This is a genomic window from Streptomyces sp. NPDC058240, assembly GCF_042882135.1.
Lineage (GTDB): Bacteria > Actinomycetota > Actinomycetes > Streptomycetales > Streptomycetaceae > Streptomyces.
Map to the genome: position 1 here is coordinate 105,144 of NZ_JBHVWT010000009.1, position 14,497 is coordinate 119,640.

General features: G+C 71.7%; 13 protein-coding genes and 1 tRNA gene. 9 read left to right on the forward strand and 5 right to left on the reverse strand.

The window, feature by feature from the left end; translation table 11 throughout:
• The first annotated feature begins 174 nt into the window (after positions 1-174).
• From ACFVX4_RS17940 to ACFVX4_RS17950, 3 genes are read left to right on the forward strand one after another with little or no spacing between them, the layout of a single operon-like run.
• Positions 175-1,440, forward strand: coding sequence for a sensor histidine kinase (locus ACFVX4_RS17940; RefSeq protein ID WP_389977862.1), 1,266 nt, complete (start codon positions 175-177; stop codon positions 1,438-1,440).
• The gene (locus ACFVX4_RS17945) at positions 1,437-2,066 is read left to right on the forward strand and encodes a response regulator (protein ID WP_389977865.1); all 630 of its coding nucleotides are present in this window, start codon (positions 1,437-1,439) and stop codon (positions 2,064-2,066) included. The genes ACFVX4_RS17940 and ACFVX4_RS17945 overlap by 4 nt, the downstream gene beginning before the upstream one ends.
• Before the next feature lie 45 nt (positions 2,067-2,111).
• Positions 2,112-2,609 (forward strand): hypothetical protein, encoded by a 498-nt coding sequence (locus ACFVX4_RS17950; RefSeq protein WP_124717226.1) that lies wholly within the window; start codon positions 2,112-2,114, stop codon positions 2,607-2,609.
• A 28-nt stretch (positions 2,610-2,637) separates the two neighbouring features.
• Here ACFVX4_RS17950 and ACFVX4_RS17955 read toward each other — a convergent pair whose 3' ends face one another.
• The 3 genes from ACFVX4_RS17955 to ACFVX4_RS17965 all read right to left on the reverse strand — a co-directional run bounded on the left by ACFVX4_RS17955 (position 2,638) and on the right by ACFVX4_RS17965 (position 4,857).
• Positions 2,638-3,318, reverse strand: a complete 681-nt coding sequence (locus ACFVX4_RS17955) for a pentapeptide repeat-containing protein (RefSeq protein ID WP_389977868.1) — start codon at positions 3,316-3,318, stop codon at positions 2,638-2,640.
• A gap of 80 nt (positions 3,319-3,398) precedes the next feature.
• Entirely contained in the window at positions 3,399-3,878 is a 480-nt protein-coding gene (locus ACFVX4_RS17960) for a GNAT family N-acetyltransferase (RefSeq protein ID WP_389977871.1), read from the reverse strand.
• A gap of 76 nt (positions 3,879-3,954) precedes the next feature.
• A complete protein-coding gene (locus tag ACFVX4_RS17965; protein ID WP_389977873.1) occupies positions 3,955-4,857 on the reverse strand; it encodes an aminoglycoside phosphotransferase family protein in 903 nt (300 codons plus the stop codon).
• Positions 4,858-4,890: 33 nt separating this feature from the next.
• Between ACFVX4_RS17965 and ACFVX4_RS17970 the strand changes: the two genes are divergently transcribed.
• Together ACFVX4_RS17970 and ACFVX4_RS17975 are read left to right on the forward strand one after the other, a co-directional pair.
• A complete protein-coding gene (locus ACFVX4_RS17970) occupies positions 4,891-5,586 on the forward strand; it encodes a rhomboid-like protein (RefSeq protein WP_389978149.1) in 696 nt (231 codons plus the stop codon).
• A 99-nt stretch (positions 5,587-5,685) separates the two neighbouring features.
• On the forward strand, positions 5,686-7,086 hold the full coding sequence (locus ACFVX4_RS17975; protein ID WP_389977875.1) for an NAD(P)/FAD-dependent oxidoreductase: 1,401 nt from the start codon (positions 5,686-5,688) through the stop codon (positions 7,084-7,086).
• 236 nt (positions 7,087-7,322) lie between these two features.
• Here ACFVX4_RS17975 and ACFVX4_RS17980 read toward each other — a convergent pair whose 3' ends face one another.
• Positions 7,323-8,822 (reverse strand): MFS transporter, encoded by a 1,500-nt coding sequence (locus ACFVX4_RS17980; protein WP_389978152.1) that lies wholly within the window; start codon positions 8,820-8,822, stop codon positions 7,323-7,325.
• Between the two features lie 222 nt (positions 8,823-9,044).
• Here ACFVX4_RS17980 and ACFVX4_RS17985 point away from each other — a divergent pair, with 222 nt between their 5' ends.
• From ACFVX4_RS17985 to ACFVX4_RS17995, 3 genes are all read left to right on the forward strand, one after another.
• Positions 9,045-9,773, forward strand: coding sequence for a TetR/AcrR family transcriptional regulator C-terminal domain-containing protein (locus ACFVX4_RS17985; RefSeq protein ID WP_389977878.1), 729 nt, complete (start codon positions 9,045-9,047; stop codon positions 9,771-9,773).
• A gap of 176 nt (positions 9,774-9,949) precedes the next feature.
• Positions 9,950-11,599, forward strand: coding sequence for a 5-guanidino-2-oxopentanoate decarboxylase (locus ACFVX4_RS17990; RefSeq protein WP_389977881.1), 1,650 nt, complete (start codon positions 9,950-9,952; stop codon positions 11,597-11,599).
• Positions 11,596-12,813: a Glu/Leu/Phe/Val dehydrogenase dimerization domain-containing protein gene (locus ACFVX4_RS17995; RefSeq protein WP_389977884.1), complete on the forward strand. Its 1,218-nt coding sequence runs from the start codon at positions 11,596-11,598 to the stop codon at positions 12,811-12,813. The genes ACFVX4_RS17990 and ACFVX4_RS17995 overlap by 4 nt, the downstream gene beginning before the upstream one ends.
• 175 nt (positions 12,814-12,988) lie before the next feature.
• On the opposite strand, the gene ACFVX4_RS18000 is transcribed toward ACFVX4_RS17995, so the two are convergent.
• A tRNA-Thr gene (locus ACFVX4_RS18000) sits at positions 12,989-13,062 on the reverse strand.
• A 179-nt stretch (positions 13,063-13,241) separates the two neighbouring features.
• Between ACFVX4_RS18000 and ACFVX4_RS18005 the strand changes: the two genes are divergently transcribed.
• The gene (locus tag ACFVX4_RS18005; RefSeq protein WP_266416119.1) at positions 13,242-14,378 is read left to right on the forward strand and encodes an ABC transporter ATP-binding protein; all 1,137 of its coding nucleotides are present in this window, start codon (positions 13,242-13,244) and stop codon (positions 14,376-14,378) included.
• The last annotated feature ends 119 nt before the right edge of the window (positions 14,379-14,497 follow it).

Below are 14,497 nucleotides of genomic sequence, written 5' to 3' on the forward strand. Positions count from 1 at the left end.
TCCTCCGGCCGGGCCCGGCCCCGTACGGTCGACGGACCGGCTCGACGCCGCGCGCGGGACGGTCGACGGCCCCATCAGCCGATCGGTTGATGCGACGGTGGTCATCCGGGGTGACCATGGACGTATCCGTGCAGGTCAGCGGTGCCGCTGACGGTGAGGAGCGAGAGGTACGAGGTGAAGCACCGAACCCCATCCGCCGCACCGGACCGGACCGGCGACCCGGACGCCCGGTGGCTCACGCTCCTGATGCACGCCGCGTTCTTCCTGCTGCTCGGCGCCTCGCTCACCCGCTTCCTGCTGCGCCACCCCGGCGAGGCCCGCACCCCGTGGATCATCGCGCTCTCCGTCGCCCTCGCCGTGCTGTACGTGCTCGGGCCGGTGCTCGGCTCGCGTCCGACACCGCGCTCCCTGGTGTGGCTGGGGGTGCTGGTCGCCGTGTGGATGGTGCTGGTCGTCCTCGCGCCGAGCTTCGCGTGGTGCGCGGTGCCGCTCTTCTTCACCGGGCTGCGCATCCTCCCGCCGCGCGCCGCGCTCGCGCTCGTCGCCCTGCTCACCCTGTTCGTCGTCGCCGCGCAACTGCGGCTGGCCGAGGGCTTCGACCCGAATCTGGTACTCGCCCCGCCCGCCGTGGCGGCGGTCGCGACGGCGGTCTTCGTCCATATGCAGCGCCAGGCCGGGCGTCAGCGCGAACTGTCCGAGCGGCAGGGCGAACTCATCGACGACCTGCTGCGCACCCGCCGCGAACTGGCCGCCACCGAGCGCCGCGAGGGCACCCTCGCCGAACGCCAGCGGCTGTCCATGGAGATCCACGACACCCTGGCGCAGGGCCTCTCCAGCCAGCAGATGCTGCTCCAGGCCGCCGACCGCACCTGGGACGCCGACCCGGTGACCGCCCGCCGCCATGTCCGTACGGCCACCGGCATCGCGGAACGCAATCTCGCCGAGGCCCGCCGCTTCGTCCACGACCTGGCGCCCGCCGATCTCGCGGAGGGCGGCGGCCTGGAGGCGGCCCTGCACGCACTGGCCGCCCGCGAGACGGCACAGGGGCAGGGGCGACTCACCGTCCGCTGCCATGTGGAGGGGGAAGGGCACACCGCGCTGCCGGACCGGGTGCAGTCCGCGCTCCTGCGCATCGCGCAGGGCGCCCTGGCCAATGTGAAGGAACACGCGCACGCGACGGAGGCGGCGCTGACGCTGACCCACCTCGACGACCGGGTCGTCCTGGACATCGCCGACAACGGACACGGCTTCGCACCCACCGAAGCCACCCGGGCCACCGGCAGCGTGCGCGGTCACGGGCTGCCCGCGATCCGGGCCCGGCTGCACCAGCTCGGCGGCACGCTGACGATCGAGTCGGCGCCGGGCGAGGGTACGGTGCTGTCCGCCGCCGTCCCGCTCACCCCGACCGCCCCGCCGACCACCCCGGAGGCCCTCGCATGACCGCGACGCCGACCGTACGCATCCTGCTCTGCGACGACCATGTCGTCGTACGCGCCGGTCTGCTCGCCCTCCTCGGCAGCGAAACGGACATCGAGGTCGTCGGCGAGGCCGGCAGCGGCGAGGAGGCCGTCGCCCTGGCCGCCAAGCTCACCCCGGACGTCGTCCTGATGGACCTCCAGCTCGGCCAGGGCATCGACGGTGTCGAGGCCACCCGCCGCATCGCCGCCACCGGCGTCCATGTGCTGGTCCTCACCACGTACGACACGGACGCCGACATCACCCGCGCCATCGAGGCGGGCGCCACCGGCTATCTGCTGAAGGCCGAGCGCCCCGAGGAGCTCTTCGCCGCGATCCGCTCGGCCGCCCAGGGCCGCACCACACTCTCCCCGCCGGTGGCCAGCCGCGTCATGGCCCGGATGCGCAAGCCCCTGCCCACCCTCACCGACCGCGAGCTCGACATCCTGGCCCAGCTCTCCCAGGGCCTGGGCAACCGCGACATCGCCCGCGCCCTGTTCATCAGCGAGGCCACGGTCAAGACCCACCTCGGCCGGATCTACGACAAGCTCGGCGTCGACACCCGCGCGGGCGCCGTCGCCGTCGCCAAGGAGCAGCGGCTGCTGCCGTAGGACCTCTCGGTGCCGACGCCCCTTCGGGCATGACACCATCGAAGCGTGCTCGACATCGGCTACTCCCTCTCCCGACGCTTCCCCGATCCCCCGCAGACCGACTACCGCCGCGCGGACGTCCACGCCCTGCGGCACGATCTGTTCTCCGGGGACGTCTACCTCGCGGACACCAAGGAGGACCGCGAGGTATCCACGGCCTGGGGATGGGTGCCGGTGCTCGACTTCGCGTGGGCGCTGTGCGACATCGTCGAGCAGATCGACCAGGACCCGCGCGGCAACCGCTCGCACCGGCAGCAGTTCGCCGAGCTGGACTTCACCGAATCGTCCGACCGGATGCTCTTCGAGCGCCGCTTCGGCTGGGTCGACGTCGAGGCGGACTGGATGCCCGGCGAGGAGCCCCCGCTCACCTTCAGCCACTCGCTGCTGCGCCGCGAGGCCCGCGACTTCCTGCACGATCTGATCGCCGACCTCGCCGACATGCACGAGGGCCTCGCCGACAACCCCGTGATCTGGGACCTCCAGGCCCGCTTCCCCCGTATCTGAACCCGGACCCGGTCCTCGCGAAAGGGTCCTACGCCTCCACGCGCACCCCGATCTGCGCCGCGAACGCGGGCGCCAGCTCCATCAGCTGCGCCGGGCTGATCACCGCGCCCGCCAGCCGCTCCACCCCACGCGCGATGTCCAGCTCCGCGACCGGGCGCAGGTCCACCGACTCCATCCGGACGGAGCTGAAGTCGGCCCGCTTCAGCACACAGTCGCGGAACTCCACCCGCACCAGCTGAGCGTCGCCGAAATCCGGCTCGGACAGCACACAGCCCTCGAACACCACGTCCTTGAGCCGGGCCTTCCGCAGATTCAGGTAATCGATCTTCCCGCCGCGCACCAGCACCCGCTCCAGCACCGCGCCGTGCAGCTGCACTCCGCCCAGCCGGGCGTCCACCACCTCCACGTCACGCAGCGACGCCCCCGCGAGATCGGTGCCCACACCCCGTACGCCCGTCAGCACCGAGTCGATGAAGCGGGCCCTGATCAGCTCCGTGCGGTCCAGCGCGCAGCCGTCCAGCGCGCAGTCCATGAACCGGGCTCCCGGACCCGACTCGTCCGCGAGATCCGTCCCCTCGAACCGCACTCCGTCGTAGTCCCCGTCCGGCTCCAGGCCCTCGCCGTCGTACGGAACGAGCGGGGGGAGCCGCACCTCCGGCCGCCGGGCCGCCGCGATGGTGTCCGTCTTCCTGCTGTTGCTGCGTGCCATGCCCTCCATCGTGGCCCATGCCACTGACAACGCCCCTCGCGCCGATGCGCACGGGACCAGGGCGGCGGGCCCGCCTCCGCCTACCGCTGCCCGCCGAGCTCCGCCAACGCCTCGTCCGTCAGCCGGTACACCGTCCACTCGTCCTGCGGCCGCGCGCCCAGCGACTCGTAGAACGCGATGGACGGGGCGTTCCAGTTCAGCACCGACCACTCCAGACGCTCGTAGCCGCGCTCCGCACAGATCCGCGCCAGCTCCGCCAGCAGCGCCTTCCCGTGGCCGCCGCCGCGCCGCTCCGGGCGTACGTACAGGTCCTCCAGGTAGATGCCGTGCACCCCGCGCCAGGTGGAGAAGTTCAGGAACCACAGCGCGAAGCCGACGACCTCGCCGTCGTCGTCCGACTCGGCGATGTGCGCGTACGCGGCGGGCCGCTCGCCGAACAGTGCCTCGTGCAGCTGCTCCTCGGTGGCGTTCGCCTCGTGCAGGGCCTTCTCGTAGTCGGCCAGCTCACGGACCATGGCGTGGATGACGGGGACATCGGCGGGGACAGCGGTACGAATCATGGGGGCAGCGTAAACAGGGGCACGTCCCTAGCCCGCCCCACCCCCTCGCCCGGCGGCACCGCCCGTTCCGCGCCGGTCAGCTCCGTCCCAGCAACTGCCGTGCGATCTCCGCCTGGTTCGGGTCCAGCCGCCGCCGGCCGTCCGACACGTCCCACAGCGCGTTCTGCAGCAGCCGCCCCAGCGTCCAGGCCCGTGCCCGCTCCCGGTCCAGGCCCAGCACCCGGGTCAGCAGATCGAACCGCCACCGGACCGCCGCCGGGTCGAACCGGTTGACCAGGGCCGGCAACAGCTCGAAGCCCGGATCGCCGACCAGTGGCTTCGGGTCGATGGCCACCCACCGGCCCGCCCCGTCGGCCAGCACATTGCCGTAGTGCAGGTCCCAGTGCAGCAGCCGGTCCCCCGGCTCCCCCGCGACCTCCCGCACCGCCGCCGCGCAGTCCGCGAGCAGCCGCGCCTCCGCCGCGTCCACCAGCTCCGCCACCGCCCCCGGCGCCGCCGCCAGCATCCGCTCCGCCAGGTCCCCCAGCCCCCGCAGCCCGCTGCCCGCCGGGGCGGGTACGGACGTCAGCCGGGCCAGCAGCCCGGCGAGAATCCCCGACGCCTCGCGCTCGTCCGCCATCCCCTCCAACGAGCGGCGTCCGTCCAGCCGTTCCAGCAGCAGCGTCCCCGTCGCGGCATCGTGGTCCAGCAACCCCACGGCCCCCGCGCCCGCCTCGCCCCACACCCGCAGCGCGACCGGCTCGCCCACCGTCTCCTCGTCCACCGGCTGGAGCTTCAACGCCGCCGGGCAGCCGTCCGCCACCCGCACCACCGGGAGCACCAGCGCACACACCCCGTGGAACGCCTCGCCGTCCCGCCGCAGCCCCCACCGCTCCAGGAACCCGGCGGCCCGCCCCGGCAGCGCCGCCAGGAATGCCCGCCCGGCGTCGCCGTTGTACTTGGACTGGGTGGCGATCAGCCCGTCCGGAATGTCGATCACGCCGACGATCCTAGGGCCGTGCGTCAATCGGATATGACTCCGAGCAGCCCCGCACCGCCCACCCGGCACCGCACCATCGCCGGTTCGTGGATCCGCAGCGTCGGCTCATGGATCCGCAGCGTCGGCTCATGGATCCGCAGCGCACCCGGCACCTACGTCTGGCTGGCCGCGCTCTTCGTCACCACGGTCATCGTCCACCAGATGTCACCGGACTTCGAAGAGGACTTCCTGCGCCAGCGCTCGACCAACATCCACGAACTCACCGAGGACCCCCTACGTGTTCTGTTCGCCAGCGCCTTCTGGATCGACGGCGGCCAGTGGGTCCCCTACGCCCTCCTGTACACCGTCTTCCACGCCCCCGCCGAACGCTGGCTCGGCACCCTGCGCTGGCTCACCGTCGCCGTCCTGGCACACGTCCTCGCCTCCCTCGCCAGCGAAGGCGTCCTGGCCTGGGCGATCCGGCACGGACATGTACCACCCGCGGCTGCCAACACCCTTGATGTCGGCGTCAGTTACGCGCTCGCGGGGGTCGTCGCCGTCCTCACGTACCGCGTCCCGCCGCCCTGGCGGTACGTGTACCTCTTCGCCGTCCTCGTCTTCTACGGCGTCCCCCTCATCGCCGGCCGCTCCTTCACCGACCTCGGCCACTTCACCGCCGTGCTCATCGGCCTCGCCTGCTACCCACTGACCCGGTCCCGGCAAAGGACGAAAACGCCCGCTCCGCAGTAACGTCCCGCCCCAGAGGAAACGCGGCCTCGCGCACACCCTCGCACCACGCTTCACGCAACACTCCACACAGGGCTTCACACCGGACAAAGCAGGGGCAACATGAGCACCGTCAGCACCGTAAACGGCGGCATATCGTTCTGGTACGCGGACCGAGGCACCCCTCTCGCCCGGGAGCCCCTGCCGGGCGACGCCACCGCCGACATCTGCATCGTCGGCGGCGGATACACCGGACTGTGGACCGCCTACTACCTCAAGAAGGCCGTCCCCTTCCTCAACATCACCGTCCTCGAAGCCAAGTTCTGCGGCTACGGTGCCTCCGGGCGCAACGGCGGCTGGCTGTACAACGGCATCGCGGGCCGCGACCGCTACGCGAAACTCCACGGCCACGAAGCCGCCGTCCGGCTCCAGCAGGCGATGAACGAGACGGTCGACGAAGTCGTACGGGTGGCCGCCGAGGAGAACATCGACGCCGACATCCATCAGGGCGGCGTCCTCGAAGTCGCCTACACGCCCGCGCAGCTGGCCAGGCTCAAGGACTTCCACTCCGTCGAGATCGCCTTCGGCGAGACGGACCGCGTCCTGCGCGGCGCCCGGGAGACCTGCGAACGCGTCAACGTCACCGGAGCCGTCGGCTCCACCTGGACCCCGCACGGCGCCCGGCTGCACCCGGTCAAACTCGTCCAGGGGCTCGCCGCGACCGTCGAGGCGCTCGGCGTCACCATCCACGAGTCGACGCCCGTCACCGAGATCGAGCCCAAGCACGCGCACACCCCGTACGGCACCGTCCGCGCCCCGTACATCCTGCGCTGCACCGAGGGCTTCACCGCGAACCTCAAGGGCCAGCGGCGCACCTGGCTCCCCATGAACTCCTCGATGATCGCCACCGAGCCGCTCCCCACGTCGGTCTGGGACACCATCGGCTGGGACGGCCGCGAAACCCTCGGCGACATGGCCCACGCCTACATGTACGCCCAGCGCACCGCCGACGACCGCATCGCGCTCGGCGGCCGGGGCGTCCCGTACCGCTACGGCTCCGGCACCGACAACGACGGCCGCACCCAGCCCGCCACCATCGAGGCCCTCCGCGACATCCTCGTCCGCTTCTTCCCCAGCACCGCGGGCGCCCGGATCGACCACGCCTGGTCCGGCGTCCTCGGTGTCCCCCGCGACTGGTGCGCCACGGTCACCCTGGACCGTTCCACCGGGCTCGGCTGGGCGGGCGGCTACGTCGGCTCCGGCGTAGCCACCACCAATCTCGCCGCCCGCACCCTGCGCGACCTGATCCAGCAGGACTCCGGCCAGTCGGGTCCCACCGAGCTGACCACCCTCCCCTGGGTCGGCCACAAGGTCCGCCGCTGGGAGCCGGAGCCCTTCCGCTGGCTCGGCGTCCACGGCATGTACGCCGCCTACCGCGCCGCCGACCGCCGCGAACTCACCTCGCCGCGGGCCGGCACGGACCCGGTGGCGAAGGTGGCGGACCGGTTGGCGGGGCGGCACTGACCGGAACAACGGACGGGCAAAGTAGGGACTCGCCCCGGCGCCGGGACGTAGCACGCCCCGCGACCGCCGCCCTCCCTCCTTCCGGCGTACGCATCCGATTGACGGCCGACGGCGACCGATGGTCGGAACGGATCGTACGGTCGCATGAACGGATCGCCCGGTCGCACGACCGGACCGGGAGCCGGAAACGGAAGAAGGCCGGTGCCCTCCCGGGGCACCGGCCTTCTTCATGAGGGTCAGGCGACGAGCTCGGCGTCCTGTGCCGGGGCCGGGGCGGGGTCGGGCTTCGTGTCGCGCATGACCAGGGCGGCCAGGACGGCGGCGGCCAGGACACCGATCGCGCTGATGGTGAAGGTGGTCGACATCGAAGAGGTGAAGGCCTCCCGGGCGGCCCGGACCAGGCCGGTGTCGCCGTGGGCCAGGGACAGCGCGTCGGTGATCGAGCGCTTCGCCTGCCCAGGTGCGTCGGCGGGCATCTCGCGGGCGAAGCCGCTGGACAGGAGCGAGCCGAGGATCGCGATGCCGAGCGCGGTGCCGGCCTGCTGGATGGTGTCGTTCAGGGCCGAGCCGACGCCCGCCTTCTCCGCCGGGATGGTGCCCATCAGCGCGCCGACCGCGGCCGGCATCGCGAGGCCCGCGCCGAGGCCGAGAAGACCGAGCGCGACCGCCGGGAGGGTGAAGCCGCTGTCGGGCGAGACGGAGGTCAGCAGCCCGAAGGCGGCGGCCATGACGATCATCCCGGCCAGCACCAGCATGCGGTTGCCGGTCTTCGCGGCGAGCCCGGTGCCGACGAAGTTGCCGATCAGCGCCGCGACGGCCAGCGGTACGAAGGCCAGACCCGCCTTGACCGGCGAGTAGCCGAGCACGAACTGCAGGTACTGGGTGAAGACCAGCAACAGGCCGCCGTTGCCGATCTGCACGAGGGTCAGCGAGAGCGAACCACCGCTGAAGTTGCGGTGCTTGAAGAGGACCAGCGGCACCATCGGCGCGGAGGTGACGTTCTCCCAGACCACGAACCCGACGAGGGCGACAACCGCGACGGCCAGGGTGATCGCGGACCGGCCGCCGAAGGCACCGTGCTGCGGGATCTCGATGATCCACCAGACCAGGGCGGTCATGCCGGCCGCCGAGAGCACCGCGCCGAGCGGGTCGGCCTTCTGCCACGGCCCCTTCGACTCCGGCATGAGGGTGAGACCCGCGAGGACGGCCAGCGCGACGACCGGAACGTTGATGAAGAAGATCGAGTGCCAGGAGAAGTGGTCGATCAGCACACCGCCGAGCACCGGGCTGCCGACCAGGCCGAGCATCGACACCGAACTCCACACCGCCATCGCCTTGTTGCGCTCCTGCTCGTCGAAGACGGTGATGAGGATCGACAGTGTCGACGGCATGATCAGGGCACCGCCGACGCCCATCGTGACCCGGGCGGCGATCACTTCACCGGGGTTGGTGCAGAAGGTCGCGGCCAGCGACGCCGCCCCGAAGAGCAGCAGGCCGATGATCATGATCTTCCGGCGGCCGAACCGGTCGCCGAGGCTGCCGGAGGTGAGCAGGAGCCCGGCGAAGACCAGGATGTAGGAGTCGAGGATCCACTGCGTGTCCTGGGCGCTCGCTCCGAGGTCCTCGGTCATCGCCGGGACCCCGACGGTCAGCGCCATGCTGTCGACCACCAGGACCAGCGAGCTGAGGCACAGCACGATCAGGATCCACCAGCGGCGTGGATTACGGGTCTCCATGACGGTCTCCATGAGGCTTCCCCTTCGAGTTGCGCACACCGCTCCTTCGATGCGAACACTGTACGCAGATGAGTACGGCGTGCGCAACCACCCCTCATGTACGCTCGATGCGAACGGTGTACGCACCTCGCCCCACCGCCGAGCGCCACGCACCGCCGAGCGCCACGCACCGCCGAGTTCCGCGCACCCCGAGTTCCGCGCACCACCAAGGAGGACGACGTCATGGCAGCCAGGACCAACCCGATCCCATCCGTGTGGACGCGGCAGCAGCGCGAGCCCGACCAGCCCGCGCTCAGCCGGGCCGCGATCGTCCGCGAGGCGATCGTGATGCTGGACGCCGACGGCATCGAGGCGCTCAGCATGCGCAAGCTCGGCGCCCGCCTGAACGCCGGCGCGACCTCCCTCTACCGGCACGTCGCGACCAAGGACGAGCTGATGGAACTCGCGGTGGACGAGGTCTTCGCCGAGATCACGGTGCCCCCCGCCGACAGCCCGGACTGGCGCGCCGCCGCCACCGAGGCCGCCCGGTCCTTCCGCTCGACCGCCCTGCACCACCCCTGGCTGGCCTCGGTCCTCGGCCAGGCGGGCCTCGCCTATCTGGGCCCCAACCTGATGTCGTTCTCCGAACGGCTGGCCGCCCTGTTCACCGCAGTCGGCTTCCCGGAGCCGAGCCGCGCGATCGACACCGTCATGACCTACGTCATCGGCATGAGCACCACCGAGGCGGCCTGGCTCACCACCGTCGCCCGCTCCGGTGAGACCGAGGCCGACTTCATGTCCCGCCTCATGCCCGCCGCCCAGCAGGCCGCGGCCGAGCACGACCACCTCGCCGACACCTTCACCGCCTCCGCGAAGACCGCCCCCGAGGAGATCCGCGACTCCAAGTTCACGTACGGCCTGGAAGTCGTCCTCGACGGACTGGCGTTGCGGCTCCCGCCCCGGACGCACTGACCACGAGCACCGTCACCGGCGGCCGGGCCCGCACGGGCCCGGCCGCCGACCCGGGCGACCCCCATCCCGACAACTGAACAAATGTTCAGTATCTGCACGCATTGACATGGGCGATCCACACTCCAAATACTGACTACTCATTCAGTAAGGAGCCCTGCGCAGTGCCTGGAGAAACCATGTCGGAACCACCCGCGACCACCCCCGCCCGGCCCCCGCGAGGCGGGCTCACCGGCGGGGAAGCCCTGGTGCGGGCGCTCGCCGCGCACGGTGTGACCCAGGCGTTCGGCATCCCCGGCACCCACAACCTGGAGATCTACCGGCACCTGGCCGCCTACCGGATCGACCACCTCAACCCCCGCCACGAACAGGGCGCGGGCTACGCCGCCGACGCCTACGCCCGGGTCTGCGGACGGCCCGGCGTGGCGATCACCACCACCGGCCCGGCCCTGCTGAACATCGCGGCCGCCGTCGGCCAGGCCTACTCCGACAGCGTCCCGCTGCTCGTCGTCTCACCCGGCATGCCGCTGCGCCACCCCCGGCAGTCGACCGGCCTGCTGCACGAGATGCGCAGCCAGACCGAGGCACTGCGGGGCGTCGCGGCCGTCAGCCACCGGGTGTCCTCCGTCGAGGAGATCGGCGTGGCCGTCGCCCGCGCCTTCACCCTCTTCCGTACGCGGCGCCCCCGGCCCGTACACATCGAGGTACCGCTGGACCTGCTCACCGCCGTGGAACCGGCCGGGCCCGTACGGACCGCCCCGCCGGCCTCCCCCGCGACGGCGGACCCGGACGCGCTCTCGACGGCCGCCGAGGCGCTGCGCTCGGCCGCCCGGCCCGCGATCGTGCTCGGCGGCGGAGCGCGCGGAGCCGCCGCCGAGTGCCTGCGACTGGCCGAGGAGCTGGGCGCCCCCGTGGTGACCTCGGCCAACGGCAAGGGCATCGTCGCGGAGACCCACCCGCTGTCGCTCGGCGCCTCGCTGCACAGCCGGGCCGTCCGGCGCTGGCTGGCGGAGCGCGACGTGGTGCTCGCCGTCGGCACGGAGCTCGCCGAGTCCGACCTGTGGGAGCCCCTGCCCGCGCTCGGCGGCACCCTGATCCGGGCCGACATCGATCCGGCGCAGATGTACGCGGGTCCGCCCGCCGGTATCCCCCTGGTCGGCGACGCCCGGCACACCCTGCGCTCGCTCCTCGCCACCCGCCCCGCCGCCGCCATCACCGCCACCGAAACGCACCACGAGGTCCACCGCGCCGTCGTCGCACTCCGCGACGAGCGGAACGCCGAGACCCGGAGCGAGGACGCGCACCTGCTGCCGTACCTGGCGGCGATCGGATCGGTGCTCCCCGCGAACGCGGTGCTCACCTCCGACAGCGCCCAGTGCTGCTACTACGGCGCGATCCCGCACCTGCCCGTCGCCCCGGAGGGCCGCTACCTGCACCCGACGGGCTTCGGCACCCTCGGCTACGCACTGCCCGCCGCCATCGGCGCCAAGACCGCGGACCCCGCCCGGCCGGTCGTCGCGCTGAGTGGCGACGGCGGGCTCCAGTTCTCCGTACAGGAGCTGGCCACCGCCGTACAACTGCGACTCCCCCTGCCCGTCGTGGTGTTCGACAACGGCGGCTACGGCGAGATCCGCGACGAAATGGTGTCCCGCGGCGACCGCCCCACCGGGGTCGACCTGCCGCCGGTCGACCTGCCCGCCCTGGCCCGCGCCTACGGCGGCCACGGCGTACGCGCCGACTCGCCCGAGGCGCTCGCCGAGGCCCTGCGCCGGGCCCTGGACACCCCCGGCCCCACCCTCATCACCGTCCCCGAGGAGCACTCCCGATGACCACGTCCCCCACGACCCCGCGGACCACCGCCGGGTCGGCCGCCCCCCTGATCTCCCTCACCTGGACCGACCAGGAGACCGGGCACCAGGGCCACCTGGTCATCGACCGACTGGTGCGCGGCGTCTCCAGCGGCGGCCTGCGGATGCGCTCCGGCTGCACGCTGGAGGAAGTCACCGGCCTGGCCCGCGGCATGACGATGAAGGAGGTGCTGCACTACAACCCGCAGGGCCGCTACATCCCGTTGGGCGGCGCCAAGGGCGGCATCGACTGCGACCCGCGCGACCCCGCCGCCTACGGCGTCCTCGTCCGCTACCTGCGTGCCGTACGCCCCTACATCGAACAGTTCTGGACCACCGGCGAGGACCTCGGCCTCACCCAGGACCTCGTCGACCGGGCCGCCGCCGAGGCGGGCCTGGTCTCCTCCATCCAGGCGGTCTACCCGCTCCTCGACGACGAGGAAGCCGCCCGGCGGCGCCTCGCCGACGCGTTCGCCATCGACGTGGACGGCATCGGCCTGGACGAGCTGGTGGGCGGCTGCGGAGTCGCCGAATCGGTGCTCACCGCCCTGGACCGGACCGGCGTCGCCCACCGGGGAACCCGCGTCGCGGTGCAGGGCTTCGGCACCATGGGCGGCGCCACCGCCCGCTTCCTGGCCCGCGCCGGACTCCACGTCGTCGCGGTCGCCGACATCAAGGGCACCGTCGCCAACCCCGACGGCCTGGACGTCGAGGCGCTGCTCGCCGCCCGCGACGGCCACGGCGCCGTGGACCGCGCCGCACTCCGCGCCGAGGACCGTGAACTGCCGGCCGACGCCTGGCTGACCGCCGACGCCGAGGTACTGGTACCGGCCGCCGTCTCGTACGCCGTGGACGCCGCCAACCAGGCGGGCATCACCGCCCGCTGGATCGTCGAGGCCGCCAACATGCCGGTGGTCCCCGAGGCGGAGACGCTGCTGGCCGCCCGGGGCATCACCGTACTGCCGGACGTCGTCGTCAACTCCGGTACGAACGCCTGGTGGTGGTGGACCCTGTTCGGCGACATCGGCGCCGACGCCGACGAGGCGTTCACGTACACCCGCCGGTCGATGCGCGCCCTGGTCGACCGGATACTGGCCCGCGCCGAAACCGAGAACACCACCCCCCGAGCCGCCGCACACGCCCTGGCCGCGGACCGGCTGCCGGTGGTCACGGAACGCTTCGGAACGTTCTGCTGACAGCTGGAATTCGGCCACTCAGAAACTCAGGGCCTCCGGACGCATCCATTTCCGCAGCCACGCGCCGAGCGCGCCTGCCGCGGCGTATGGCCCGCTCCCACCACCACGGTCGCCGTCGCATTCCCCGAACGACAAAACCCCAGCTCAGACACCATCTGAGCTGGGGTTTCACCTGAGCCCCCTGTCGGATTCGAACCGACGACCTACGCATTACAAGTGCGTTGCTCTGGCCAGCTGAGCTAAGGAGGCATGCCGGAGCAGTGTAACCAACTCCGCACCCTGCGCGGTCCCGAAATTTCGCGCCCGTCGAACTACTGACAGATTCGAAATGGCCAGGTAGCGTCGCTGAAGGTTCACTCAAGTGGACCAGACCACTCCCGCACTCGGATCGTCCGGCACGTTCCTGCCGGTGGAGGAGAAGATCCAGCATGGCCAGTGTCACGTTCGACAAGGCGTCCCGCGTCTACCCCGGCTCCACGAAGCCGGCCGTGGACCAGCTCGAGATCGACATCGCGGACGGTGAGTTCCTCGTCCTCGTCGGTCCTTCCGGTTGTGGCAAGTCGACCTCCCTGCGCATGCTCGCGGGTCTCGAGGACGTCAACGGCGGCGCGATCCGCATCGGTGACCGCGACGTCACGCACCTGCCCCCGAAGGACCGGGACATCGCCATGGTGTTCCAGAACTACGCGCTGTACCCGCACATGACGGTCGCGGACAACATGGGCTTCGCGCTCAAGATCGCCGGGGTCAACAAGACCGAGATCCGGGCGAAGGTCGAAGAGGCCGCCAAGATGCTGGACCTCACCGAGTACCTGGACCGCAAGCCGAAGGCGCTCTCCGGTGGTCAGCGTCAGCGTGTCGCGATGGGCCGTGCCATCGTGCGTGAGCCGCAGGTCTTCCTCATGGACGAGCCGCTGTCGAACCTCGACGCCAAGCTCCGTGTCTCCACCCGTACGCAGATCGCCTCGCTCCAGCGCCGTCTGGGCATCACGACCGTGTACGTCACGCACGACCAGGTCGAGGCCCTGACCATGGGTGACCGGGTCGCGGTCCTCAAGGACGGTCTGCTCCAGCAGGTCGACTCGCCGCGCAACATGTACGACAAGCCGGCGAACCTCTTCGTGGCCGGCTTCATCGGCTCCCCGGCCATGAACCTGGTCGAGGTCCCGATCACCGACGGCGGTGTGAAGTTCGGCAACAGCGTCGTCCCGGTCTCCCGCGAGGCGCTCACCGCCGCCGCGGACCGTGGTGACACGACCGTCACGGTCGGTATCCGCCCGGAGCACTTCGACATCGTCGAGCACGGTGGCGCCGCCGCGAAGTCCCTGTCGAAGGACAGCGCCGACGCCCCGGCCGGTCTGGCCGTCTCGGTCAACGTCGTCGAGGAGCTCGGCGCCGACGGCTTCGTCTACGGCGCCGCCGAGGTCGGTGGCGAGCACAAGGACCTGGTCGTCCGCGTCGGTGGCCGTGCCGTCCCGGAGAAGGGCACCAAGCTCCACGTCGTGCCGCGCCCGGACGAGCTGCACGTCTTCGCGACGTCGACGGGTGAGCGTCTCACCGACTGACGCCCCGCACACCCGCGCCACAGCGGCCCCGCACACCCTGCGTGCGGGGCCGTTCGCGCGCCATGGAGCACGAGCGGGTTTGGATCCGCACGGCGCCGGATTCCCCGGCACACCGGGCA

Excerpts from the sequence above, each read along its gene's own strand:
- ACFVX4_RS17980 (WP_389978152.1), bottom strand. The coding sequence starts at position 8,822 with ATGGAGACCCGTAATCCACGCCGCTGGTGGATCCTGATCGTGCTGTGC.
- ACFVX4_RS17960 (WP_389977871.1), bottom strand. The coding sequence starts at position 3,878 with ATGATTCGTACCGCTGTCCCCGCCGATGTCCCCGTCATCCACGCCATG.
- ACFVX4_RS18005 (WP_266416119.1), top strand. The coding sequence starts at position 13,242 with ATGGCCAGTGTCACGTTCGACAAGGCGTCCCGCGTCTACCCCGGCTCC.
- ACFVX4_RS17945 (WP_389977865.1), top strand. The coding sequence starts at position 1,437 with ATGACCGCGACGCCGACCGTACGCATCCTGCTCTGCGACGACCATGTC.
- ACFVX4_RS17970 (WP_389978149.1), top strand. The coding sequence starts at position 4,891 with ATGACTCCGAGCAGCCCCGCACCGCCCACCCGGCACCGCACCATCGCC.
- ACFVX4_RS17955 (WP_389977868.1), bottom strand. The coding sequence starts at position 3,318 with ATGGCACGCAGCAACAGCAGGAAGACGGACACCATCGCGGCGGCCCGG.
- ACFVX4_RS17975 (WP_389977875.1), top strand. The coding sequence starts at position 5,686 with ATGAGCACCGTCAGCACCGTAAACGGCGGCATATCGTTCTGGTACGCG.
- ACFVX4_RS17985 (WP_389977878.1), top strand. The coding sequence starts at position 9,045 with ATGGCAGCCAGGACCAACCCGATCCCATCCGTGTGGACGCGGCAGCAG.
- ACFVX4_RS17995 (WP_389977884.1), top strand. The coding sequence starts at position 11,596 with ATGACCACGTCCCCCACGACCCCGCGGACCACCGCCGGGTCGGCCGCC.
- ACFVX4_RS17990 (WP_389977881.1), top strand. The coding sequence starts at position 9,950 with ATGTCGGAACCACCCGCGACCACCCCCGCCCGGCCCCCGCGAGGCGGG.